The organism is Granulicella aggregans (genome assembly GCF_014203275.1).
GTDB lineage: Bacteria > Acidobacteriota > Terriglobia > Terriglobales > Acidobacteriaceae > Edaphobacter.
The window spans coordinates 110337-134176 of sequence record NZ_JACHIP010000001.1; the positions used below are offsets into that span (position 1 = coordinate 110337).

Annotated in this window: 24 protein-coding genes and 1 tRNA gene; 16 read left to right on the forward strand and 9 right to left on the reverse strand. The window is 57.4% G+C overall.

All coding sequences use genetic code 11. The annotated features are described in order from the left end of the window. Nucleotides 1-75: 75 nt before the first annotated feature. Genes HDF16_RS00480 through HDF16_RS00490 form a run of 3 tightly spaced genes read left to right on the forward strand, consistent with a single transcriptional unit; the run spans nucleotide 76 to nucleotide 2953 of the window. On the forward strand, nucleotides 76-1278 hold the full coding sequence (locus HDF16_RS00480; protein ID WP_184213112.1) for an efflux RND transporter periplasmic adaptor subunit: 1203 nt from the start codon (nucleotides 76-78) through the stop codon (nucleotides 1276-1278). Between the two features lie 33 nt (nucleotides 1279-1311). Next, nucleotides 1312-2232 (forward strand): DUF4097 family beta strand repeat-containing protein, encoded by a 921-nt coding sequence (locus tag HDF16_RS00485; RefSeq protein WP_184213114.1) that lies wholly within the window; start codon nucleotides 1312-1314, stop codon nucleotides 2230-2232. Between the two features lie 25 nt (nucleotides 2233-2257). Beyond that, nucleotides 2258-2953: an HAD hydrolase-like protein gene (locus tag HDF16_RS00490; RefSeq protein WP_184213116.1), complete on the forward strand. Its 696-nt coding sequence runs from the start codon at nucleotides 2258-2260 to the stop codon at nucleotides 2951-2953. 6 nt (nucleotides 2954-2959) lie between these two features. On the opposite strand, the gene HDF16_RS31510 is transcribed toward HDF16_RS00490, so the two are convergent. The 3 genes from HDF16_RS31510 to HDF16_RS00505 are packed head-to-tail and all read right to left on the reverse strand — an operon-like array spanning nucleotide 2960 to nucleotide 6424. Continuing rightward, nucleotides 2960-4618, reverse strand: coding sequence for a M20/M25/M40 family metallo-hydrolase (locus tag HDF16_RS31510; RefSeq protein WP_348641193.1), 1659 nt, complete (start codon nucleotides 4616-4618; stop codon nucleotides 2960-2962). Nucleotides 4619-4667: 49 nt separating this feature from the next. Next, complete coding sequence (locus HDF16_RS00500) at nucleotides 4668-5813, reverse strand: glycoside hydrolase family 5 protein (protein ID WP_184213118.1); 1146 nt, start codon at nucleotides 5811-5813, stop codon at nucleotides 4668-4670. A 23-nt stretch (nucleotides 5814-5836) separates the two neighbouring features. Further along, nucleotides 5837-6424, reverse strand: a complete 588-nt coding sequence (locus HDF16_RS00505) for a histidine phosphatase family protein (RefSeq protein ID WP_184213120.1) — start codon at nucleotides 6422-6424, stop codon at nucleotides 5837-5839. Between the two features lie 42 nt (nucleotides 6425-6466). Between HDF16_RS00505 and uvrB the strand changes: the two genes are divergently transcribed. The 8 genes from uvrB (at nucleotide 6467) to HDF16_RS00545 (ending at nucleotide 13397) form a co-directional block, all read left to right on the forward strand. Further along, a complete protein-coding gene (gene uvrB, locus HDF16_RS00510) occupies nucleotides 6467-8455 on the forward strand; it encodes an excinuclease ABC subunit UvrB (protein ID WP_184213122.1) in 1989 nt (662 codons plus the stop codon). A gap of 34 nt (nucleotides 8456-8489) precedes the next feature. Then, nucleotides 8490-9440, forward strand: coding sequence for a PQQ-like beta-propeller repeat protein (locus HDF16_RS00515; protein ID WP_184213124.1), 951 nt, complete (start codon nucleotides 8490-8492; stop codon nucleotides 9438-9440). Nucleotides 9441-9706: 266 nt separating this feature from the next. Then, nucleotides 9707-9967, forward strand: coding sequence for a hypothetical protein (locus tag HDF16_RS00520; RefSeq protein ID WP_184213126.1), 261 nt, complete (start codon nucleotides 9707-9709; stop codon nucleotides 9965-9967). 128 nt (nucleotides 9968-10095) lie between these two features. Beyond that, complete coding sequence (locus tag HDF16_RS00525) at nucleotides 10096-10689, forward strand: YdcF family protein (protein WP_348641245.1); 594 nt, start codon at nucleotides 10096-10098, stop codon at nucleotides 10687-10689. 50 nt (nucleotides 10690-10739) lie between these two features. Continuing rightward, nucleotides 10740-11528, forward strand: a complete 789-nt coding sequence (locus tag HDF16_RS00530) for a dienelactone hydrolase family protein (protein WP_184213130.1) — start codon at nucleotides 10740-10742, stop codon at nucleotides 11526-11528. Nucleotides 11529-11617: 89 nt separating this feature from the next. Continuing rightward, nucleotides 11618-12610: a heme o synthase gene (gene cyoE, locus HDF16_RS00535; RefSeq protein ID WP_348641194.1), complete on the forward strand. Its 993-nt coding sequence runs from the start codon at nucleotides 11618-11620 to the stop codon at nucleotides 12608-12610. Next, the gene (locus HDF16_RS00540; RefSeq protein ID WP_184213132.1) at nucleotides 12610-13164 is read left to right on the forward strand and encodes a DUF420 domain-containing protein; all 555 of its coding nucleotides are present in this window, start codon (nucleotides 12610-12612) and stop codon (nucleotides 13162-13164) included. Before cyoE ends, HDF16_RS00540 begins: the two co-directional genes overlap by 1 nt. Beyond that, the gene (locus HDF16_RS00545) at nucleotides 13164-13397 is read left to right on the forward strand and encodes a hypothetical protein (RefSeq protein WP_246408543.1); all 234 of its coding nucleotides are present in this window, start codon (nucleotides 13164-13166) and stop codon (nucleotides 13395-13397) included. The genes HDF16_RS00540 and HDF16_RS00545 overlap by 1 nt, the downstream gene beginning before the upstream one ends. Before the next feature lie 50 nt (nucleotides 13398-13447). Here HDF16_RS00545 and HDF16_RS00550 read toward each other — a convergent pair whose 3' ends face one another. Continuing rightward, nucleotides 13448-13708 carry a UBP-type zinc finger domain-containing protein gene (locus HDF16_RS00550; protein ID WP_184213134.1) on the reverse strand — a complete coding sequence of 87 codons (261 nt, stop codon included), beginning with the start codon at nucleotides 13706-13708 and terminating at the stop codon, nucleotides 13448-13450. Nucleotides 13709-13880: 172 nt separating this feature from the next. Here HDF16_RS00550 and HDF16_RS00555 point away from each other — a divergent pair. Next, nucleotides 13881-13967 (forward strand) — tRNA-Leu (locus HDF16_RS00555). A gap of 143 nt (nucleotides 13968-14110) precedes the next feature. Continuing rightward, nucleotides 14111-15151 (forward strand): tyrosine-type recombinase/integrase, encoded by a 1041-nt coding sequence (locus HDF16_RS00560; protein ID WP_184213136.1) that lies wholly within the window; start codon nucleotides 14111-14113, stop codon nucleotides 15149-15151. A 33-nt stretch (nucleotides 15152-15184) separates the two neighbouring features. On the opposite strand, the gene HDF16_RS00565 is transcribed toward HDF16_RS00560, so the two are convergent. After that, complete coding sequence (locus HDF16_RS00565) at nucleotides 15185-15958, reverse strand: hypothetical protein (RefSeq protein ID WP_184213138.1); 774 nt, start codon at nucleotides 15956-15958, stop codon at nucleotides 15185-15187. A 31-nt stretch (nucleotides 15959-15989) separates the two neighbouring features. Here HDF16_RS00565 and HDF16_RS00570 point away from each other — a divergent pair, with 31 nt between their 5' ends. Further along, the gene (locus tag HDF16_RS00570; protein WP_184214078.1) at nucleotides 15990-17264 is read left to right on the forward strand and encodes an ATP-binding domain-containing protein; all 1275 of its coding nucleotides are present in this window, start codon (nucleotides 15990-15992) and stop codon (nucleotides 17262-17264) included. A gap of 335 nt (nucleotides 17265-17599) precedes the next feature. Here HDF16_RS00570 and HDF16_RS00575 read toward each other — a convergent pair whose 3' ends face one another. The 3 genes from HDF16_RS00575 to HDF16_RS00585 are packed head-to-tail and all read right to left on the reverse strand — an operon-like array spanning nucleotide 17600 to nucleotide 21040. Further along, nucleotides 17600-19546: a hypothetical protein gene (locus HDF16_RS00575; protein ID WP_184213140.1), complete on the reverse strand. Its 1947-nt coding sequence runs from the start codon at nucleotides 19544-19546 to the stop codon at nucleotides 17600-17602. A gap of 30 nt (nucleotides 19547-19576) precedes the next feature. Beyond that, nucleotides 19577-20320 (reverse strand): DUF2971 domain-containing protein, encoded by a 744-nt coding sequence (locus HDF16_RS00580; protein ID WP_184213142.1) that lies wholly within the window; start codon nucleotides 20318-20320, stop codon nucleotides 19577-19579. Between the two features lie 3 nt (nucleotides 20321-20323). Further along, nucleotides 20324-21040 (reverse strand): recombinase family protein, encoded by a 717-nt coding sequence (locus tag HDF16_RS00585; protein ID WP_184213144.1) that lies wholly within the window; start codon nucleotides 21038-21040, stop codon nucleotides 20324-20326. 303 nt (nucleotides 21041-21343) lie between these two features. Between HDF16_RS00585 and HDF16_RS00590 the strand changes: the two genes are divergently transcribed. Then, complete coding sequence (locus HDF16_RS00590) at nucleotides 21344-21784, forward strand: nuclear transport factor 2 family protein (RefSeq protein WP_184213146.1); 441 nt, start codon at nucleotides 21344-21346, stop codon at nucleotides 21782-21784. Nucleotides 21785-21897: 113 nt separating this feature from the next. Here HDF16_RS00590 and HDF16_RS00595 read toward each other — a convergent pair whose 3' ends face one another. Then, a complete protein-coding gene (locus tag HDF16_RS00595; protein ID WP_184213148.1) occupies nucleotides 21898-22353 on the reverse strand; it encodes a nuclear transport factor 2 family protein in 456 nt (151 codons plus the stop codon). 773 nt (nucleotides 22354-23126) lie between these two features. Here HDF16_RS00595 and HDF16_RS00600 point away from each other — a divergent pair. After that, nucleotides 23127-23840, forward strand: coding sequence for a hypothetical protein (locus HDF16_RS00600; protein ID WP_184213150.1), 714 nt, complete (start codon nucleotides 23127-23129; stop codon nucleotides 23838-23840).

Below are 23840 nucleotides of genomic sequence, written 5' to 3' on the forward strand. Positions count from 1 at the left end.
TGTTTATTCACGGAACCATCCTTCGAGCGTCTGCGTAACAGCATGTGAAACGTAAAGACTTGGAGGATTTCGTTCATGGCACAACGCAAACGCAGGAACATCTGGCTCTGGGGCGGACTAGGCGGCTTCGTTCTCCTCATCGTCCTTGGTGTAACCCTGGTGGCGAAGGGCAAGAAGACAACCTTCGAGCCTTCTCAGCTCGCCAAGGCAGAGAGCGGTGACATCGCCCGCTCGGTCGTCGCAACCGGTAAAGTCCAGCCCATCACCAAGGTGGAAGTAAAGTCCAAAGCCAGCGGTATCGTCACCCGCCTCGATGTCGATATCAATGCCATCGTCCACAAAGGACAGGTCCTTGCCCAGCTCGATCAACAGGAGGTGCTCGACCAGGTTGCCGCGCAAAAGGCGACCCTAGAGGCAGCTGAATCGAACCTCCGTGCCGCCGCTGCCGCCATTGAGTACGACAAGGTCAATGCCGAGGCTCCCGATCTGCCCATGTACAAGCACACCTACGAGCGTGCTCTGGGGATGTCGAAGGATGGCGTAGTCTCGAAGCAATCGCTCGACGACGCTCAGCAAAAGTATCTCGCAGCCGCCAACGTCCGTGATCGCGCCGTGTCGCAGATTGCCGTTGATACCTCCAAGATGCACCAGGCGCAGGCCCAGGTCGCGCAAGCCCAGGCCTCGCTCAAGCAGCTTGAAGATCAACTGAGTTACACCACCATCGTCTCGCCCATGGATGGTGTCATCCTCTCCCGCGACGTAGAAGTAGGTGATGCGGTCAGCTCCATTCTCGTCCTGGGTTCAACCGCAACCCTGGTCATGACCATCGGCGACACCCACCAGGTCTACGTTCAGGGTAAGGTCGACGAAGGCGGCATCGGACAGGTCTACATGGGGCAGCCCGCGCGCATCAAGGTCGAATCGTTCAAAGACAAGACCTTCCAAGGTAAAGTGACGCGCATCGCACCCCTTGGCGTAGAGAAGGACAACGTCACGACCTTTGAAGTCCGCGTGTCCATAGACAACCCCGGCGGAGAGCTCAAGGCCAACATGACCGCTAACGCCGAAATCATCCTCGACGAGCATAAGAACATCCTCACCGTCCCGGAGCAGGCCGTAATCTACGACAAAGATCGGAACGCCAGCGTTGAAGTGCCCGATGCCCAGGAGAAGGCCGGGAAGCGCAAAGTCTCGATCAAGGCCGGTATCTCAAACGGAACGAAGACCGAGATCCTGGCTGGCCTCAAGACCGGCGACACCGTCATTCTTCAGCAGTAAGCTGGCTATCGAATATCTTCTAGGAGGCACCCCGTGAACCTCAAGAATCTTGCTCTCGTCATCGCCCTGGCAGGCGCAACGTCAACCGCATTCGCTGCTGAAGGCACCTTCGCGAAGACTCTGAATGTCAGCGGGGCTCCTGCGATCACCGTCTCGACTGGATCGGGGTACATCCACGTAAGTACCGGATCGCAGTCAGAAGTCCGTATCAACGCGAAGGTAAAGTCGCAACACGGATGGAACTTCGGCAGCCACGGCAATGAAGAAGATCGCGTGCGCGACATTACCTCCAATCCTCCCATCGTGCAGAGTGGCAACACCATCACCATCGGCGAGACACACGGCGATTCAAACCGCTTCCGCAACATCGAGATCGACTACGACATCAGCCTTCCCGCTTCGACCACGTTGAAGGTCAACTCGGGCTCAGGCGATCTCGACGTCTCAAACGTCGCTTCCGTGCTGTCGGCTGACACAGGATCAGGCGACATTCGCCTCAGCAATGTCGGTCCCACACCGCATGTTGTCACCGGCTCCGGAACTATTCGCGCTAACGGAATTCACGGAGCTGCCAGCCTCGAGACGGGATCGGGCGATATCGAGTTCCATCAGCAGGTTGCCGGCGATGTGAAGGCGGGAACTGGATCAGGATCGATCCATCTTTACGGCGTAAACGGCGGAGTTCACGTGCGGACAGGATCTGGCGATGTAGAGATCGATGGCAATCCCTCCACCGACTGGAAGCTCGACACCGGATCGGGTTCCATCCATCTCAACCTTCCCTCCGACGCCCACTACAACCTCAATGCCGACACCGGCTCTGGCTCGGTAAGAGTCGACGCACCCATCACGATGCAGGGAACCCTCAACAAACAGCACATCGTCGGCACGATCCACGGCGGCGGCCCAACCGTCCGCGTCAGCACTGGATCGGGGGACATCTCGGTCCACTAGCACTCGATCTGCTACCTTAAATTGAGTGTCTTCTTCCTCTCCAAAGCTCCTCGTATTCGATCTCGATGGCACACTCATCGACTCTCGCGTTGACCTCTGCAACTCAGTCAACGCGATGCTCAAGCACCTCGGCAAGCCTGAGCTTCCACAACAGGTCATCGCAAGCTACATCGGAGATGGCGCATCGATGCTGGTGCGCCGCGCTCTCGGTGATCCCGAAGGCGATTCGACCGATGAGCAATATGTAACTGCGGCGCTTACATACTTCCTCGACTACTACCGGTTGCACAAGCTCGACTTCACCTACGTCTACCCCGGAGTCATCGAAGCTCTCGAAGCCATCCGCGCGGCTCATCCCACCCTGCCGATGGCCGTCCTGACCAACAAGCCCGTCGTTCCCTCAAGGGAGATCTGCGCGCACTTCGGGCTCGACCGCTTCTTCTTTCAGAACTACGGCGGCAACAGCTTTCACACCAAGAAGCCCGACCCACATGGACTGCTGACGCTGATCGCCGAAGCATCGAGTCTTACCGTCCACACCATCGAGCCGCCTCAGACCATCATGATCGGCGACTCGGACGTCGATATCCTCACAGCCCACAACTGCGGTGCCCGCTCTATCGGCTGCACCTTCGGCCTCGCGCCGCACACACTTGAAGCGGCTGTCCCGACACACATCGCGCACTCGCCCAAAGACTGGCCATTGCTGGTGGGCCTCTAACGCCAGCTACTTCGCCGCTTCAAAGCGCTTGAAGAAGCTCGAATCAAGATAGTGTTGCGTTGCAGGATCATTCGCCACCGTCCGCGCTAGATCGGCAAGAAAGCTGTTGAACTGCGCCGCAGCCGCGTAATCGACAGGCTGCGTCAGATCGTCGTCGGTCGAGTGATACCGCTGCGCCAGCCACGCCCTCCACGCCTTGTACTCGGGCGAGCCCATCGTCCATCCAAACTTGAACGCCAGCGCTGGAACTCCCGCCTGCACGAAGCTGTATTGGTCGGTGCGAATGAACGAGTTCCGATCGGGCTCAGGATCGACTGCAATCTCAATCCCATGGATTGCACCGACAGCCTTTGCATCATCCGCAAGCGTCGACTGCTCCAGACCCTGCACATGCAGCTTCTTCAACGGAAAGATCGGCATGAACATGTCGAGATTCAGATCGGCAGCAATCTCTTTCTCTGGCACCGTCGGATGCCCTGCGAAGTAACGCGAGCCGAGCAGTCCCTTCTCCTCCGCCGTGAAGACAACAAACAACATCGACCGCTTCGGCCGTACCGGGTTCGCGGCCATGCTACGCGCCACCTCCAGCACCGTGGCCACGCCGGAAGCATCGTCCATTGCGCCTGCATAAATCGTCTTCCCATGAATCGGAGCGCCTACACCGAGATGATCAAGGTGTGCGGAGACCAGAACATAGTCGGCAGCCAGCTTCGGATCAGATCCCTTCAGCTTCGCGACGATGTTCGGCGACTCCACCTGCGTGATCTCCGTTGTCACCGTCGCCGTAAGCGACTTTCCCAACGCAAATCGCGGCAGCGGCTTCTGTGCATCCGCCAGCGCTAAGACCTCAGCGAATGTATGGCCTGTTCCCGCAAATAACTTCTCTGCCTGGGTCGGATTGAAGGTCGCCGCGAAGAGTTCTCCGTCGATATCCTCAAGCGCAGGATGCCTCGTCGCCAGCGCCTTCGCATTCGGATCGGTTGCGAGCCGCATTCCCGGCTGCGAAGCTCCACTCGCCACTCGGGCCCAGCCAAAGTCCATCGACTTCGGCGTCGGTATAGAGATCGCTCCCACCGCGCCCGCATCACGCAGTGCCTTGCGAAAAGGCGCGGTACGAGCGTAGGACTTCAGCGGCCCGGGCAGGTCTGCCGGTCCTCCGTTGATATAAACGACAATCTTCCCCTTCAACTCCGAAGCCGGCAACTCCGGCGAATTGAAGTCATCATACTTCGCCTCCGGAAGATGAAGCCCGTATCCGATGAAGACCAGCGGCGCGTTGATCGTCTTCGGTTGCGGCGAGCGTGTCCCGAGGATCGCGTCCTCTCCCAAGACCAGCGGCGCGGTCTTCCCATCGACCGTAAGCGCAATCGACGATTTCTCCGCCAGCACCCGCTGCACCTCGAACTTCACCGGCTGGTAGAAGCTGCCGTCCTTGCCCGCAGGCTCAAGCCCGTCGGACTTGAACTGATCAACGACATACGCAGCGGCATGAAGATACTCAGCGCTGCCCGTCTGCCTGCCCTGCATCGAGTTATCCGCCAGCACCTGTACGTGGTGCCACCACGCACGACCTGCAACGGCGTCATTGTTTGGAGTCTGGGCGAGCGACGCTCCAGATGCTAGAAAGCTTGCGACAACAAGGCTGACACTGCGGTGAAGGTTCACTCAAACGCTCCTGGAATCATCGATACAAAATCTTCACCTATCCGATAGCTCACTGGCCGTGCAGTCCCAGCGCCTCTGCGACACCCTTGTCGACTGTAGTCTTTCCATCAGCCTTGGTCACGATCGCAAAGCCACCCTGGTAGTCCCACATGGACCAGCCGATGTGGTGGGCCTCGAACGCAACCCGCATATCGTGCAACCACGCGTCCCGCGCCGCCGGATCGGAGTAAGTGCGGTACACGCCAAACTCGCCACACCAGACTGGGACATGGTGCTTTGTTCCCCAGTCCGCCATGGTCGCAATCTCTTCGTCGACCTTCTTTGCGTCCCAGTGCTGCTTGCCGTACCAGGCAAGGTCCTTCTTGCCCTGCTCCGTCGATTCGAGACCCAGCAAGGGCGAAACGTTCTCTTCAGTGGAAGGATAAGGCACCTTGCGCAGCGGCTTGAGAGACTCGCCCGCCCAGGTCGCGCCCTGGTGCGTGAAGGTCATCGGATCGTAGTCATGGAAGCTGTAGATCACGTTGTCGTCGCGGACGGGCTCCAGCAGCTTCAGCCCCTCGACGCCACCCCACTTCGCTCCGGTTGCGATGATGGTGTGTCTCGGCGCGATATCCCGAATTGTCGGAATTAGGCTCGCCTGGATACCGGCCCATCGGTAGACATCGTCGAAGTGCGGCTCGTTCAGCACCTCAAAGTAGACCTTGTTCGGATCGGTGCTGGCGTAGTGCGATGCGAAGGTCTTCCAGAACGTGATGAGGTTGGCGACAGACTGATCGCCTTTGCCGAGCGCGTCCATGAATGGCATATCAGGGTGAATGTCGAGGATGACGATGAGTCCCGTCGCGGTGATGTCAGCGACCGTCTTATCGAGCCGCGCAATCGCTTCAGTATCCAGTGCGTCGGGCTTACCCGCGGCCATCAATGGCTCGGGATTAATGCTGAGCCGGGCGTGATCGAAGCCCAGCGACTTCACCAGCCGAAAGTCGTCGGCCGTGGTGTACTCCGCCAAGTGTTTGGCTGAGTAGTCCGAGTCCTGGGCGTACCACATGCTCAGGTTGATGCCGCGCTTCAGATGAGCCGCCCGGAAGAACGCAATTCCGCTGCCTGAACCGGAGCCCAGGCTCTGCGCCTCAATACGCTCCGCACCGGTCATCACCACCAGCGCGCAAAGCAGCGCTCCCAAAAACTTTTTCATCAGGCCCGTCCTCGCAGTGCTTCTTACTCCTCGAACTCGCGATTCCAGCTCTTGATTACATGCGTCTCGCGCTCAAATCCGAGCACGCTCAACGATCCCGTCCCCAGGGCCAGCAGACTTCCGCCCGTAGCCGGCAACCCGATCCATCGCGCAGCCAGAATCCGCAGAATATGCGCATGAGCGAACAGAGCCACCGTCCCTCCATCTCCCGCCGCAGCAAGCGATCGCGCGATCACACCATCCGCCCGTTCACCCACGTGTTCAGCCGTTTCGCCGTCGGTGATCGGGTCAATCCACACCGACCACGCGGGATTCCCTGACTCGGCGCGAATCTCCTTCGTCGTCTTTCCCTCGAAGATGCCGTAGTCCCACTCGCGCAGTCCTTCGTCGACAACGGCCACGTCCCCATATCCAGCGATTTTGCACGTCTCCCGCGCCCGCTGCATCGGGCTGGTGAAGACAGCGGCGAACGTCTTCCCCTTCAGATACGCCTTCAACTCCTCTGCACGCACCCGCCCATGGTCAGTCAAGGAGATATCCGTGCGGCTGGTGTGTGCTCCACTCAAACTCCACTCTGTTTCACCGTGTCGAATCAACCAAAGCTCAGCCATCAGAATCTCCCATTTCTTCGCTTATTCTTCTATCCTGTAAGGATGGACTTCCAGCTCACAACATCGTACAAGCCCCAGGGAGATCAGCCCCGCGCCATCGCCGAACTCGTCTCCGGAATCAACGCCGGCGAGAAGGACCAGGTGCTCCTGGGCGTCACCGGCTCCGGCAAGACATTTACGATGGCCAAGATTATTGAAGAGCTACAACGCCCGGCCCTCATTCTTGCACATAACAAGACCCTCGCCGCGCAGCTTTACCACGAATTCAAAACCTTTTTCCCGAACAACGCCGTCGAGTACTTCGTCTCCTACTACGACTACTACCAGCCCGAGGCCTACATTCCCTCCGGCGACCTCTTCATCGAAAAAGAAGCCACCATCAATGAGGAGCTCGACAAGCTACGCCTTTCTGCCACACGCTCGCTCTTCGAACGCCGCGACGCTATCATCGTCTCCTCCGTCAGCTGCATCTACGGTCTCGGTTCGCCAGAGGCCTACTACGGCATGTTGCTGCTGCTAGAGAAGGGCCAGAAGATCAAGCGCGAAGACATCACCCGCCGCCTCGTCGAGATCCTCTACGACCGCAACGACGTCGACTTCCGCCGCGGGACGTTCAGAGTGAGAGGCGACATCATTGAGGTCTACCCTACGTACGACGAGAACGCCTACCGCATCGAGCTCTTCGGCGATGAGATCGATTCCCTCTCGCAGATCGACCCCCTCTTCGGCACCGTCAAGCAGAAGTACAGCCGCTTGCCGATTTACCCGAAGTCGCACTATGTAGTGCAACCGGAACGCAAGAAGGCCGCCTCCGACTCCATCCTCGCCGAGCTTTTTGAGTGGGAGGCGCAGCTTGAAAAAGAAGGCCGACTCGTTGAGTCTCAGCGCATCCACCAACGCACTCGTTTTGACCTCGAGATGATCAAGTCCGTCGGCTACTGCCACGGCATTGAGAACTACTCCCGCCACTTCTCCGGTCGTCTTCCCGGCGAACCGCCACCGACGTTGCTCGACTACTTCCCTCGCGATTTCCTCCTCTTCATCGACGAGTCCCACGTTACCGTCCCGCAACTTCACGGCATGTGGCACGGCGACCGCAGCCGCAAGCAGAACCTCGTCGACTACGGCTTCCGTCTTCCCTCTGCGATGGATAACCGTCCCTTGAAGTTCGAAGAGTTTGAAGGCCGCACCGGCCAGATCGTCTACGTCTCCGCTACGCCTGGCCCATACGAACTAACCAAGGCCGCTGGAGTTGTCGTAGAACAGATCATCCGCCCGACGGGTCTCGTAGACCCGCCCGTAGAGATCCGTCCGGTCAAGGGGCAAATCGATGACCTGCTCGCCGAGATTCGCGACCGCGTCAGCAAAGACCAGCGCGTGTTGGTGACGACTCTCACCAAGCGCATGTCCGAAGACCTAGCCAACTACTACACCGAGGTTGGCGTCCGTTGCCGATACATGCACTCCGAGATCGAAACGCTCGAACGTATCAAACTTCTTCGCGACCTGCGTAAGGGCGAGTACGACGTCCTCATCGGCATCAACCTTCTCCGCGAAGGCCTCGACCTTCCCGAAGTCTCCCTCGTCGCCATTCTGGACGCCGACAAGGAAGGCTTCCTGCGTTCCCAAGGTTCTCTGATCCAGACCATCGGCCGTGCCGCCCGCCATCTCGAAGGCCGTGCCATCCTCTACGCCGACAAGATGACCGACTCCATGCAGCGCGCCATCAACGAGACCGACCGCCGCCGCGAAAAGCAGGTCGCGTACAACGAAGAAAACGGCATCACCCCGATGTCTGTCATCCGCCCACTCGAGATGGGCCTGGCCGGAATCCTGAAAGCCGACTACGCCGACCTCACCGACGAAGCCGAAGGCATGCCCGACTTCTCCACACAGCAGGAGCTCGACGTCTACATCAGTAAACTCGAATCCGACATGCGCGAAGCGGCGAAGAAGTTCGAGTTTGAAAAGGCGGCGAAGCTTAGAGACACCGTCAAGGAACTTCGCACGAAGGAGTTTCTCTTCTCATAAGTAACCTAGCTGCGCGTTCCTCTGGAGTCAGCATATGAAATCTGCTCTAATCGTCGTCTACGGCATAGCTCTGTCGCTCAGCAGCTACGCCCAGTCAACACCCGGTAACAACGATCTCTCCCGCCACGACTTCCTCTACGCCGGGGAATCCCATGAGCGCCGGATCTTCATCATCCGAGGCGGCAAAATCGTATGGTCCTACTCCGACCCAGCAGGCAAGGGTGAGATCAGCGACGCTGTCCTGCTTTCGAATGGAAACATCCTCTTCGCTCATCAGTTCGCGGTCGAAGAGATCACACCGGAGAAGAAAGTCGTCTGGCGCTATGACGCGCCCGCAGGCAGCGAAATTCATACCGCCGTGCCGATCGGTAATGATCGTGTTCTATTCATCCAGAACGGAGCACCGGCACTTATACGAATCGTCAACAAACGAACTGGCATCTTTGAAAAAGAGATTCCGCTCAAGACCAAACTGCCAGTCAACGTCCATCCGCAGTTCCGTCATGCTCGACTCACTTCCGCCGGCACTTTGCTCGTCGCTCACATGGACCTCGACAAGGTTGTGGAATACAACTCGTCCGGCGAAGAGGTATGGTCGTTTCCCGGAACGCACGTTTGGGGTGTCACGCCTCTCGCGAACGGCAACGTCCTCATCACCGACAGCGTCGGAGTTCGAGAAGTGACGCATCGTGGCGATGTAACGTGGAGCTTCACTCCGCAAGAAGCACCTGGATGTAAGTTCGACAATCTCCAGCAAGCGTGGCGCCTGCCGAACGGGAATACAGTGATCGACAACTGGGTGAACGAATGGAGTTCCTCCCCAACTCAACGGAGCCTGCAGCTACTCGAGGTCACTCCCGATAAGAAGGTGGTCTGGGCTCTCCACTCGTGGCAGCCACCGCTTGACCTCGGTCCAGCCACCACCTTTCAATCGCTCGATACTCCCGCCGAGCTCGAAAAACTTCATTTCGGGGAGCTTTACTAGATTTGCGCCACTCATAGCATCTGGTTACGCTCGGGTAAGACCATGGTGCAAGGAATAACCCAAATACATGGTTGTTTTCTGAAAGCTGCGTGTACGGCATCCGTATTCAGAAATCATGGAGATGTTTCGATTTCGAATCTGCGTTGCCGCTGTCTTGTGCCTCTCCGTAGTCCCATCACTTGCTCCGAAGCAGAAGCGGATCACCGTGATGCCGTTCAAAGAACGGACTGGTTCGGCCCCCCGTTGAAGACGTCGGCAGGAAAATCATGGCCCGTGCCGCCCTTGCCCCCGGCGGTGGCACCTCCGCCGCACCCGTGCTGCCCAATGTCAAGCCTGCCTGGGAGGAAGACGTTGGCCGCTACGACGCCGACAAGGTATTCCGGAAGCGTATCGAAGGGACTATCAGCTCTGGCGGTCACGCGCTGCGGCCGGAGATCCGCAGCCTCCTGAATGGAGCGCAAAAAGACGTCCAGACCGGCAGCTATGCCATCCAGACTCTGGACACCTCACCTTGCAGGGAGCGCTGACGACCCTCAAGGCGAAGCTCGACAAGCTCGACAAATATCGCTGAAGCCGCCAAAGCACACTTCATCAACCCCGCACAGGCTCCTGCTAAGCTGACTTTGTGAGACTAGTCTGGATCTTTTTTGCCTTGGTGCTCCTCGCGAGTGCCGCTGTGGCCATCAATCGCGCCACCATCCCCAGTCACAACACCTCCGCCACCCACTTCGACACCCTCATCGTCCTGGGCTACCCCGCCAACCCTGACGGCACGCCTTCGCCGGACGAACGAGAGCGTGTCCTCGAAGCCGTTCGCGAGTACAAGGACGGCGTTGCCTCGTCCATCATCATGACCGGCGGCGCGGCCCACAACCGGTTCGTCGAAGCTCACGTGATGGCCGCCTTCGCCGTCAGCCAGGGTATCCCAGCAGCGTCTATCACGGAAGAGCGACAGGCCGAAAATACGATCCAGAACATCTTCTACTCGTCAGAGATTATGCGGTCCCATCAGTGGCACACCGCAGAGGTCATCAGCTCCTCCGCGCACCTTGGCCGTGCCGCCATGATCCTTCAGGCCTTCCCAAACTCCCACCTTGACCTCGCCTTCGACTGGCGCACCCACCCTGCTTCATGGCCCGCCGAATACAGCCTCATCCGCCGCGCCTTCACCTACTCACTCGAAGCCTCGCGCTGCCTGCAGATTCGCATCTTCGGCTTCCCCAGGTCTCGCTTCCTCCCCAAGGGATAGTCCGCAATCTCCGCCATATACAATCGCTCTGCGAAAGAGAGGCCCTAAAAATGATCATCGTCAACGACGAGTACGTCACCCTCGATACCCCCGACGGCCCCATGCGCACGCACATCGTCCGCCCCGCAGCGCCCGGTCGCTATCCCGGCATCATCTTCTATTCAGAGATCTTCCAGATCACCGCGCCCATCCGTCGCACAGCCGCCATGTTGGCCGGCCACGGCTACATTGTCGCTATGCCGGAGATCTACCACGAGTTTGAAGCCCCCGGCACCGTCTTCGCCTACGACCAGGCCGGCTCCGACCGCGGCAACGAACTGAAGACCACCAAGAAGCTCGTCAGCTACGATACCGACGCCCGTGCCGTGCTTGACCACCTGGCCTCCCGCCCAGATTGCACTGGCAAACTCGGCTCCATGGGCATCTGCATCGGCGGCCATCTCGCATTCCGCGCCGGGATGAACCCCGACGTCCTTGCCACGGCATGCTTCTATGCGACCGACATCCACAAAGGTTCGCTCGGTGCTGGCATGAACGACGACTCGCTTGAGCGCGCCAAAGACATCCAGGGCGAACTACTGATGATCTGGGGACGCCAGGACCCGCACATCTCCCTGGAAGGCCGCATGAAGGTCCTCGCCCGTCTCAACGAACTCGGCACCCGCATGAGCTGGCACGAGGTCAATGGCGCACACGCCTTCATGCGTGATGAAGGCATCCGCTACGATCCCGAACTCGCCTACTCGCTCTACGGACTCGTCTTCGACTTCTTCCACCGCAAGCTCGGCGAAGGCGATCTCTCCGCCTTAGCGCCTGCCAGCACGGAGACCCGCCACTAAGTCGATTACCGAATAGCGCGATCACAAAGGCAAGGCACGGGACCTGCGCCGAAACAGAACGCGCTATTCTTGAAGGAGTGGCAGCTTCCGTGACAACCCGGCCCGAACGCGATCTTGCCGACCGCGAACGCGAGGGCACGCCCTTGATTCAGCAGCTTGCAGAACAGAGAAAGGTCTCTCTGCTCGCCGATTACGCCACGCTGCTCAAGCCCCGCGTCTCCTTCATGGTCGTGATCACGGCCGCTGGCGGCTTCTATCTCGGCAGCCTTCGCTCCGGCATCAGCCCCTTCCACCCCGGAGCGCTCCAAGCACTCGCCGGCATCGCGGTAGTCACCTTCGGCAGCAGCATCCTCAACCAGGCGCTCGAACGCCGTACCGACACCCTGATGCGCCGCACCGCCAACCGCCCCATGGCTGCCGGTCGCATCGGCCTGGCCCACGGTCTTGTCCTCGGCTTTCTCGCCGTCTTCCTCGGCACCCTCTATCTGGCCGAGGTTACAAATCCCATCACCGGTACACTGACACTTCTTACCGCGGTTGGCTACGTTGCCATCTACACCCCGCTCAAGCGCTTCACCACCCTTAACACTTTCATCGGTGCATTCCCAGGAGCTCTGCCCCCACTCATCGGCTGGACTGCCGCTCGCGGCCTTATTGAATGGCCCGGCGTAGCGCTCTTCGCCATCCTCTTCGTCTGGCAATTCCCCCACTTCATGGCCATCGGCTGGATGTACCGCGAAGACTACGCCGCAGCAGGCATCAAGCTCACCGCGACGCAGGAGCCCGCAAAGTTCGCAGCGCAGATGGCCGTCGTCCAGGCGCTCTTCTATGCAGTCCTCATGATTCCAGTGAGTCTCTGGCCGGTCGCCCTTCACACGACTGGGTACTTTTACGGTGCAGCGGCGGCGGTCCTCTCCATCGGCTATCTCTGGTACACCCTCCGTTTCGCCCGCATCATGCGCGACCCCGTTTCCACTGAGTCCCGCATCTACGCACGCGAACTGCTTCGCTACTCGGTCATCTTTCTACCCCTGCTGCTTGCCGCAATGACCCTCGACGCCAAAGGACGACTGCTCTTCTAATGCAAGCCACGCTGCCCAAGCCAAATACTCTCCGCACTCCCCCCACCATCATCGCGGCGATCATCGTCGCCAGCGCCCTAGCCAGCGCGCTCATCTGCTACCTGGTCTACTTCCACGCCCCGTCGGATGTCACTGGCACCCATCTGCGTTCGCTTCCCTTCCTGAACGCCGTTTTGAACGCCTGCGCTACAGTCGCTCTTATCGTGGGCTACATCTTCATCCGCTCCCGCAGGCTCGCCTCGCATCGTGCAGCCATGTTCTCCGCATTCTTCTTTTCTGCGATCTTTCTAGTCTCATACCTGACCAACTTCACGCTTCACGGTGAAACCCTCTTCAATCGCCTGAGCCCCTGGTGGCCTTTCTACTGGAAGCTCCTCACCTCACACATCATCCTTTCCATCATCGCGCTGCCACTGATCCTGATTACCTTCTTCCTCTCGCTTACCGGCCGCTTCCCCGCCCACCGCAAACTCGCCCGCTACACCTTCCCGATCTGGCTCTATGTCTCGATCACCGGCGTGATCGTCTACATCATGCAATCGGCGTTGCGGTAATGGCCATGCAGCACGACACCCGCGCTCTTCTACGCACCGGCTCCGCACTCTTCTTTACCGGAGCGATCTCGGCGCTGCTCATCTTCGTCGCCTTCGGCGGCATCACCCGCCGACAAGGCCCTCACACCAACCTGGGGTGGCTAGCCCTCATGCTTGCTATGGGATGCCTGCCGATTGGCGGGCTCACCCTCGCGCTCGGTCTTTCAAAACTCGTCGGAGACCGCAAAAAATAACGTGCTCGCGATGCTGCGTATTTGAATTCGTAGAACCGCAAACTTGCGGGTCACTGCATGTCTAGCATCACTCCGTCTATGAAACACCAACCCCAGGTCTCGCCCGGCTCGATGCTCCTCATGATCGCGTGCTTGGTGCCATGGAAGTGTTTCGTCGCGTGCTTCCCTATCGACGAGTCGCAACACCCCACATGCCCGCACTCCATGCACAGGCGTAGATGGACCCATTCCTGGCCGATCTTCAAGCACTCCTCACATCCCTTTGTGTTCGCACTAACGTCCCGCATCTGCCCCAGGTGCTTGCACTGCATGGTTCACCTCGCTCGCTAACAGGTATACCGCATCGACCGTGAGGGTCGCGAATCGGTCTTGGTCTATGCGATACTGGCATCTACGGACGCGACTTTCGACCGACGCGAGCCAATCTGCACCGGCCAGGCCCAGTTCAGATTGAAGATGCTGGAGTCGTTCCCGTCGGACCGAGCCGGGATGGCGGAACAGGCAGACGCAGCGGACTCAAAATCCGCCGAGGGCAACCTCGTGGGGGTTCGACCCCCCCTCCCGGCACCAAGATAACATCCACGAAATGAATAGGTTGCGAAGACCAAAGCCTCTCAGTCCGAGAGGTTTTTTCATGCTCAAAAAGCGCTGGTGCCGGTTTTGGTGCCGGTTTGTACCTGTTTTGCTATCGTCGATTTGAGGAGGATAGATCGATGCCAAGACGAAGGGTGGTTCGTAAAGAGCGCGGCGTATTCGAGAAAGTGCCTGGCTCTGGTATCTGGTGGGTTCGCTACATCGTCGATGGTCGCGAGCACCGGGAAAAGGTCGGCAGGCAAGGCGACGCCGTCGACCTCTACCGGGTCCGGCGCGCCGACGCTTTACGCGGCGCGAAGATGCCTGCGAACATGAAAAATAAGGGCGTGAAGTTTGAGGTGATCGGCAAGCATGCTCTTGAGTGGTACATCGAACACGGTCGCAAGGACGTCAAGAACTTCCGCATTCGGATGAACATCATCCTGAAAGACTTCGGAAATCGAGTTGCTGATGAGATCAAGCCATCGGAGATCGACGATTGGCTGAAGAAGCACGATTGGTCCCCGGCGACGAAGAACCGCTACAAGAATGTCTTCGGGAAGACGTTCAAGATCGCATTCGCTGATGGCAAGGTCTCAGGCAATCCGGCTCGCCTCGTAGAGCAGCGGCCAGAGAAGAATGCGCGACTACGCTTCCTGTCTGCCGAGGAGGAAGCGAAGATCCGGGAAGCCATCAGCATCCGCTGCCCTCGGCATATGCCCGAGTTCGATATTGCCCTGAACACGGGAATGCGAAAGAGCGAGCAGTACAGTTTAGAGTGGAACCAGATCTCCTTCCGGCGCAAGCGCATCCTGCTCGATGAGACGAAGAACGGGAGCAGCCGTGAGATCCCGATGAACAAAACTTGCGTGAAGGCGTTTGAAGAACTGCACGCAGATCGCCCACATGAGGGACGGATCTTTCAATCGAAGTACGGTCGAGATCTGAACGACTCGCGTGCTTGGTTCGATCGGGTGGTCGAGGATTCCAAGGTATCGAGGCTTACTTGGCATGCATTGCGACACACATTCATCAGCCGACTGATCATGGCAGGAGTCGATCTGAGAACTGCTCAGGAACTCGCGGGTCACAAGACAATTTCGATGACTGTTCGATACGCGCACCTCGCACCCGAGCACAACCAGGCCGCAATCGAGAAGCTGGATCCCAGGATTGGATGATGGGCTCTGCTGGAGCGACCCGGCCATAAAGGGTCAACGGCGGTCGATTGCGCGCCTCAGCCTTGCAGCTTCGCTCTCCGATCCAGCCTTTTGCAGCGAGTAGATAGCATCCCATACGAGCCGCTCAAGAAGTTCGATCCTCTTGTCTCGCTCCGCCACCGCCGCATCAGAACCGCACCACTGACGGATGATCGCCCACGAAGCACGGTATTGGTTGAGTAATGGCACCAGATACTCATTTCCAGGGCGAGCAACATCTACTGACCAGTTGCGCTCTGTGGTCTCAATACTGATCAAGACTGGGGCAGGTTCGGTCCGGCAGAAGCTGCGCGCGAGTTCTTCCGCCTGATCCTGCGGGAGTCGCAGAGAGCCATCACGACTTTGGAACGCGGGAGACCGAAGCGCGTACTCTGAGAGGCCGCTGCGTGTGCGGAGACGATTGAGAGGGGCTAAGGTCGTCCGAAGAACCCCGTGATCGTAGCTGAGCTCATCCTGCACGCTTTCGAACACCTGTTGAAGGGCCTCGCATATAGGAAAATTGCCATCGTATCCGTGTTCTAAGTTGTATTCGCGTAGCTCTGCGAGCTCCTTTTCTTCTCGGAGGAAGCCCTTCTGTTCACTCCATGGCGCAATGATCTGGGCGGTTGTGACGTAATCGACGAGACCTGGATGAGTGTCGATCCATTTAGCCTTCCACCGATTGCCCCTGACATGGGCAATCAGCTTAATTCGGGCAAGAGGGCATCCCAAAACCCGCTTCTCGCGAAAAGCATAGTCAATACCGGCCTTGAGTTCTGATCTGAGCATCAATTATCTATACGTTTGTCTTTCGAAGACGATGACTCCGTCTGCAATGGATCGAGATAGCTCCCGGTCATTCGTGGAGGTGGTCCCCAGTCCAGCAGTTCGTCGATCTCCGCGCCGGTCGCCCGATCGAATTCCCAGTCATGATGGGAAGGAGAAGCGTTCTGTCAGCTTCAACCCTGCAGAGTTCCGGCAGTTCGACCACGGCTACGCCGTCACCTCGCACAGCTCCCAGGGACTCACGGCAGACCGCGTGATAGCCAACATCGACACCGATTCTTCGCGCAGCCTCATCAACAACCGCCTCGCTTATGTCGCCATCTCACGCGCCTCCCAGGACGCGAGGATTTACACGAACGACGCTGAAACGTTGGGTGCGCGGCTCGCTACGGATGTAACCAAGACGGCCGCGCTCGACTTCACAACCAAGGTTGAAAAGGCCGAAGTCGTACAGCCCCCCAAAGCTCCAAAGGTCGTCCAGGTCCACGAGTACAACAATGCCCACTCACGGCTCGCCGCCGTTGCCAGCGAGTACGTCAGCCGTCCAGAGCGTAGCGTGATCGTCGCTCCCGATCGCACGGAACGCGACGAGCTGACGCAGCTCATCCGTGCCGACCTCTACGCGGAGGGCAAACTCGGCCGGGACGCGCAGGCTGTCCCGGTTCTAGTGGAGAAAGACACCGGCAGCAAAATGCGCGTGGAGAGCTACGAACCCGGAGACAAGATCCACTACAAGACCGGCAGCCCCAGCCTTCATGGCATTCCCCACGACAGTGAGGCCACGGTCGTATCCACGAAGCCGCGCGGCAACGTCCTTTCGGTTCAACTCGACGCCACGCGTGAAGAAGTCTCCTACAACCCGGCGCAGCTCCGCACGCAAACACGCGAGAGCCGGACTTACCAAGAGGAAACCCGCGAAATCGCACAAGGTGAGCGCATTCGCTTTACCAGCTATGACAAGGAGATCGGCATCCAATCCGGTGACCTCGGCACCGTAACCCGCATCGGTCAGGACCACTCCATGACAGTGAAGCTCGATTCCGGCAAGACCGCAGAGGTTTCTTCAGAGAAGTCCCGGAACATCGACTACGGCTACGCCGTCGATGGCCTGAAGAACCTCCGCGCGGAACGCGTGATCGCAACAGGCGATGGCCTTTCGCAACAGACTTTCCAGTGCGTTTCTCCGAAAACGGATCTCGCTTTGTACACCAACCAGCCGCAGCACGCTTTCTCTGCTTCGAAAGAAATTGCGGCGCCTGAACTTGCACAGCCTGTCCGACAGCAGCACGATTTCGGCATTGGCTTCTAACCATCGCATCGTCAAACATGAAAGAGAGGTTGCATGTACCGCTCTTCCGGCCCAGTTCTATCGCCATCGCTACTCTGCTACTTGTCCCGCCCGCAACATACGGCCAGAACGCGCAATGGCAACGAGATCAACAGACTGAGAGCAAAGTAAGCACAAGCTGTCGCCGCCGCAAATTCGCCAGATCAAAGCTTTGTGGGCGGGCCGGAAGGAACCAAGGTCGATCTTGCGAAGTCGTTCGGGGTGTCCATCTCGACAATCGACAGGATCGTCAGACCAAAAAGCCTGGAGGACCACAGATAAACATCTCTGCCAACCGATGAATCGCATTGATAGGCCTAGAGATCTTCAAATTTTCGAGTTGGGTAGACTAGTTCCCAGGAAGGCAAACCACCAGTTTTGAGCGTGATCCTAAACCGTTCCGGCGCCTGGGCGGGCCGCTCTGAGAGTGCAATTTCCGTAAGGTCTATCTCTTTGGGGAAGCGGGTTCGGAAGCAGTAGGCGAAGAATTCTTCGACAAAACAACTGACACGATCAAGCATATGGGTAACGAATTCAATCGTTGGCTGCCCATCGATCAGGGGTTGATGGGCCACCACGCGCTGGCCGTCCAAAGGTTCGTAACCAACACGCGGCAATGTCCAGCCATTGTGGTCTAGATCGTTGCGGGCCTTTATCAAACGCTGTGACCAATGATTGCGGGTCGCCTCCATGTAAGCCGCAAGCACTGGATCGGTAGCGCGCATGGCTGCAAGGCCTTTTTGATAGGGATTCTCTTTCTGAAACATGAATCCGATATCTTTACCGGCACTGGTGCCGACTTTCTGGCCTCCCTCCTTCAAGGCTTTGGCGGCGTCATAAAGAAACGCGTTCACTTCGCGGCGAAAACCTCGATAGAAATCCCCTACCACTTCAACGGTCCCGTCTTTGACCTTAACCGCCGCTCCTGACGCTACAGCTTCAGAGTGGCTTCGCCACGATTCTTCAATCTCTTTAGCTGCCGTACGCGCGGCCATGAGCGGGGTGAGTGCCTGATCAAGAAGCGCGTCGAACTGCTGGCGCTCTTTGAGATCGCGGAATGCAGTATCCCGTAGCTGCAAGAGGCCCATGAAAATACGCGCCATGAATGGTGTTCTGGTGCCTTCGTCAGCCATCTTTTCCATGACGAATTTAGACTCTTCCCGCCGAACGATCATGTTGGATTGGTTGCGTAGCCGCGTCATCATCAAAGCAAAATCGGCAGGCGTGATTGGCAAAACATAGGACTCCTGCGACTGTGGGCCGCTTCGGATCGTTCCGCCTTTTTTCAAGGCGTCTTTGCCAAGGAAGATCATCAGCCCTTCGAGGGGCAGTTTTCCTTTGAGGAGAATAACGCCGCCATCCTGCCACGGTAGGTAATTGAGCGTGGCAAGCAGCTCCTTGGGTTTTGCTGATTCCACCAGGTATGGCCGGGGCAACATCAACCGCCCCACGTAGTGTTCAGGAGGGACAGGTCGAATATCGCCGCTGATGTTGTACTGATAACCAGGAAGGGTGATCGCCGTCTGACAAACACCGTTCATCAGCTCTTGCCATCCGTCGACCCGCACACCGGGATAGTAGAAAACGGTATAGGCCGAGATGAACGAGATGATCTTGTTGAATGTTCCATCCTTGCTGGGCATCATCGTCGGAATGGTGTAACAGGCCGGTGAGTAACTGTCTTTTGCGCCTTTGGCAGGCGAAAACATGCCGCCCAACTCTGACCGTCCCGCGAATTGGCAGGCATACGAAATGACCGCAATAGCCGATACGGCCACCATCTCGATCCAATCCGAATGCTCTAGACCCTCGTTCAAACACCGGAATTCATCAGCAAGAACGTCGATAGACACGCCCGCGCGGCGAGCATAGATAACGGTCATTGTCATCTGAGCAATAGGCGTCTTGTCGTCTTTTGGCAGCTCGGCTCTCTGAAGCCGCTTCACCGCAAGGCAACGGGCATGTGCGGATCGCAGCTCGTTCAAATCCAGGTCTTCAATCAGATCGATGACCGCGCAAGCGTTATCTGCCGGTATGTTTTCACCGGTAGCAACCCCGCTTCTTGCTGCATGAACCACGCAAGCAAAGTGATCTGAGACGCTGCCAGCGGAATCTATGAGCTTTCCGGGAGAGCAGGAAAAAGGGAATTTGATGAACTCGGCAACACCGCTATTGAGCGTGGCCCCTACGTCTGCCGTCGCTGCCTGATGAACCGCTTTGCCAATCTCACGAAGACGGTCAGCTCTCGAATTCGCACCGCTCATAATTCAACCCATCTCTACGCGTCGCCCCGATTATATTGAGGGATCATCTAAAAGTGTGGATCGGATGACAGGAGCTGTGATGCCCAGGCCCGCACGGTCGACGATGTATTTAACGGTGTCGGTATAAAAAAGGGGAGCCTGGGGAGCAATGTGAATGTTCACGATCAGAGCGTTCATATCGCAGGGAACCGATGTCCCGATGCCCGGTGTTGGCAACAGGATTGTTGCCCGCAATTCCTGCTCGTGAGCGAATGAATTTCGCTTGATGAAAAGACCGTAATGGCGATGGCCTTTCTCGATCTCGTCTTTTTCAAAATCCATGTACCGAACCCGATCCACAATGATGCCGTCTGCGGTCAACAAGCCTCTCAGCCTATCTTTAGTGGACTCGATAGCAATTCCACTGCCCGTAGTTGCGTAGAGCCGCCACATGGCTTCCGACTCGCTCTCGTTTATATGCCAGCAATTCAGGCCAAACTTTCGGTTCACTTCCTGATTGACCTTCGTGAAATCCAGCTTTTGCCGAGCATCTTCAACGATGGCGTCGAGTGTAGCCGGATCACCTCGAAAATTCGGTTGAGCCAGTATCGTGTCGCAGGTATTTCTCAACTGATTGATATAGGAAGCGTTTATCCCATCCATCGCTGCGATATGGCTGCGCGGCAACCAGCCTTCATAGGGGTCTGTCATCTGGGTCGTGCAGGCGAAGTACAGTGATTGGGTCGCAAGCATGTGGGTGAATTTAGCTAGGTCCATATAGCGCCAGATTTTCACTGATCACCTCCGTTTTTTTTCTTCGATCTTGGCTTCTTCGCCGCTCACCTTCGTTCGGTAGCGGTGCAGAGTCATCCGTGAAATCCCAAACTCTCGCGCAAGTGTTGAGGGTTTTTCTCCGAGCTCCAACCTCTGCACGAGCGAGGCGACTATCTCCGCACCCAACGTTCTCGGCCTGCCCTTGTACACACCCCGTTTCTTCGCCAGCTCAATTCCCTCTCGCTGGCGTTCACGGATCAACTGCCTCTCGAACTCTGCAATGGCTCCCATCACGCTCAGAAGCAGATTCGCCATCGGCGAGTCCTCGCCGGTAAAGATGAGATTTTCCTTCCGGAACTCGACGCGTATGCCGCGCTCGGTCAGGCCAAACACCAGCTTGCGAAGATCGTCCAGGTTGCGGCCGAGTCGATCCATCGAGTGACACACCACTGTGTCTCCCTCACGGACGAACGAAAGCATCGCCGTCAGCTGAGGACGCTTTACGTCTTTTCCTGAAACGTGATCCACGAAACGGCGGTCCACCCTCACGCCTTCGAGCTGCCGATCCTCGCGTTGATCGAGTGTGCTTACGCGGATGTACCCCACGCACTGCCCCTTGGCGGGCCGAACCGATTTCAAGGCTTTGGTCGGCTGCGCGGATCGAGCAGGTTTCGGAGCCTTCGTCGGCTTCGTCCGATTCACGCTCCTTTTTGTAACAGTAAGCTCTTTGACCCGCGCCATTCGTCGTATCATAAAGGAGATTCTCACCTTTCCGATACGGGTGTGACCTTCAATGATTGGTGGCGGTTGTTCTTCAGCGCTATTTGGCGGCCCACGGGTGTCCTGGGACTCCGCTGAGTTGCGGTACGAGTCGAACTCGGATCTCGCCTCAACGAGTGACTGGGCCTGTTCTCAACAATTGTGAGCTCCGCTCCGGCTACTGCTATAAGTCTCTTTACACCCAAAGATAATATGGATCAGTAAGATACCGTTGTTGCAGAGTGCGGGAGATGGGAAGGTAGCGTCATCTAACGGAGTGATGCCATGCGAATGTTGATAGCTTTTGTAATTCTTGCCACGACTTCGCTGCCTCTTACAGCACAGAGCGATCCAGTCCGGGAGGTCATGGCCGTCCGAGCAGGGATCGGCCCCGCCATGCGCGCAAAGGATCCAGCAGCACTTGAAAAAATCTGGTCTCCTCAGATGAAGGTCAACAGTCCGGGTAATACGATCATGGATCGGACCACCGTCCTGAAGCTTTTGGGGCAGGGCAACATAAAGTACAGCGCCTTCAAGGACATAATTGAATCGAGCTCCGTATTTGGGGGTGTGGTGATCCTGATGGGGCATGAGGAGTTGACGGAAGCCGTTGGTCCGGATGCGGGCAAGCCGAAGATTCGGCGCTACACCGATGTCTGGCAGCGCAACCAGGAAAGGGCCTGGATGCTGATCGCGCGGCAAGCCACGTATATCGCAGCGCCGTAGAAGTAGAGCGCCGCTGCTGTTTCAGCCCGGTAGGCGCTTCATGTCTCTATACCTACCGCCGCGCTCAGGTCCTTGTATGACAGATCCTGACGGGTGAAGCGGCACTTTTCTGGCTATGGCTTGTCCACAACAATCTCTGTAGTCATCACCATGAGCCACTTCCCATCGCGACGGAGGAAGGCATCGGCATTGATCGTGTTCGCGAGTTCTTTTTCTCCGCCGCACGTGAGGTCGCGGTGAATCTTATAAAGAAGTACCGCAGACTCTGCCGAGGTGCGACGCATTTCAAAGTCTTTCAGAGTGTACGTGCCCAGTTCGCAGTGTCCCAAGCCGTTGAGCGTAACGGCCCGCGAGCGGTAGCCACCGGGACCTGCAAAGATGAACTCTGGCGCAAGAAATGACGACAGGGCTGTCTTGTCCTGCTTTTGCCACGCAAGCATGAAGTCATCTGCAATGACTTGTAGTCCCTTCTGAAGGGCCGCATCATCGGCAGGCACTTGTGCGTGGGAGATAGGAACCAATGCGAAACTGAGAACAGCTGCTGTGAACACTCGTGAAATGGACGCCATGGAACCGCCTTGTTTCTGCAGAGTTGACTTCACGGTAGTATAGCGGCGAATGAAACCGCGTCCTGAGAACTGTGCGAATAAGAAAAAGCTCTAGATTTATTCCAATCGGGGGCCGTACATATCCCGTCAAACGTCAAGCGTATAAACCGGGATTGGCTCATCAAACCAACTACGGTCACGATAAAAATTGCTAATTTGCGATTCAGCCGAGTATGTCCTCGGTTTACGCTACATCGCCAGAGCACTCCCCGAGCACTCAAGCGAACCGGGCTAAGGGCCTTCCAAACATTGGCAAAAGCTCCGCCTGCAGCTTGATGGGGCAGACTTCACGGACACACAGGCGGTCGCGAGCATTGCAAGGATTACAGGAGGAAACTTTCGCCTTCTACGCAGGCTATTCCTGCAATCGAGCGCGTTCTCCAAGTCAACGAACTGACCGTCATCACCGACGACGTGGTCAACGCAGCCCGCAGTACACTCGTAATCGGCGTCAGTTAGCCATAGCAGAGACCGATGTAGCGCTCTTTGCGGACGACATTGGCAAACTCCGCGAACCGGCAGTATCGCTTAGCTGAAGAAGCCTGAAGTAGGGTGCACCGTATCGCCACGTTGCAGGAGGTGCTCAAGCCGCGTGGCGCATGGAGGTTTCCCTCAAGCGCTGATGTGGCTTCGGCGCTACCGTGCCCTACGGATGTATCGACTTACTCGATTCGCGTCTAGATGCCAGAAGTGGAAGAACAGTCAATCAGAAACAATGAAGGATATGGTAGTGCATGAGCAAAACAGCTTTCACTGGTGTGGCGTTTCCATGGCGAACGAGAGGATGGCTGGCAATTGCGAGTGGGGTCGTCGGTCTCATTGCCTTCGCCTTACTCATGGCTGCCGTGACGAGTCGGACGACCTGGATTCCTTCAGGTCGAGTCTATCTCCTGTTCAGAGCTCACGATGTTGGAGTCGTTCTTCAGTTCATCTTGTGGATACCTCTTGCATTTGGATTACAAACACTGTCGCTTCAAAATGCTCCCAGCCTTAGTAGGGGCACGATCACTTGGGGTATTGCTGCGATCTCTCTTGTTGCTGTTCTCTTGTTGCTTTCAGTCGGCAAGATCGTAAACGACATGTTTTACATGCTTCCCCAAGGGGTGTTTGGTGCCTGGCTCATCGTTGTAAATGTGCGCTTATCCAGATTGCTTCCACGCTGGCTAAGGTATTTTGGAATCGTGGTTGGACTGGGCTTGGTGTTAGTCGGAACCGTTTTTCCAGGACTAGCAGTCTTTGTTTACCCAAACATGTTGAGGGTACCTGCCGTCCCCGTGGATGACGAAACGCTTCAGCAGACCGAGATCAATCGCATACTGCATCTCGTTCTCGCTATCGGCTCGCTTCTCGGTGTTGTCACCTTGCCTATTTGGACGCTTTTGCTGGGATCGCGACTCCTGAGGGTCGAAGACCCTCCTGCTTCTACAACTGATGACCAGCTGATCTGA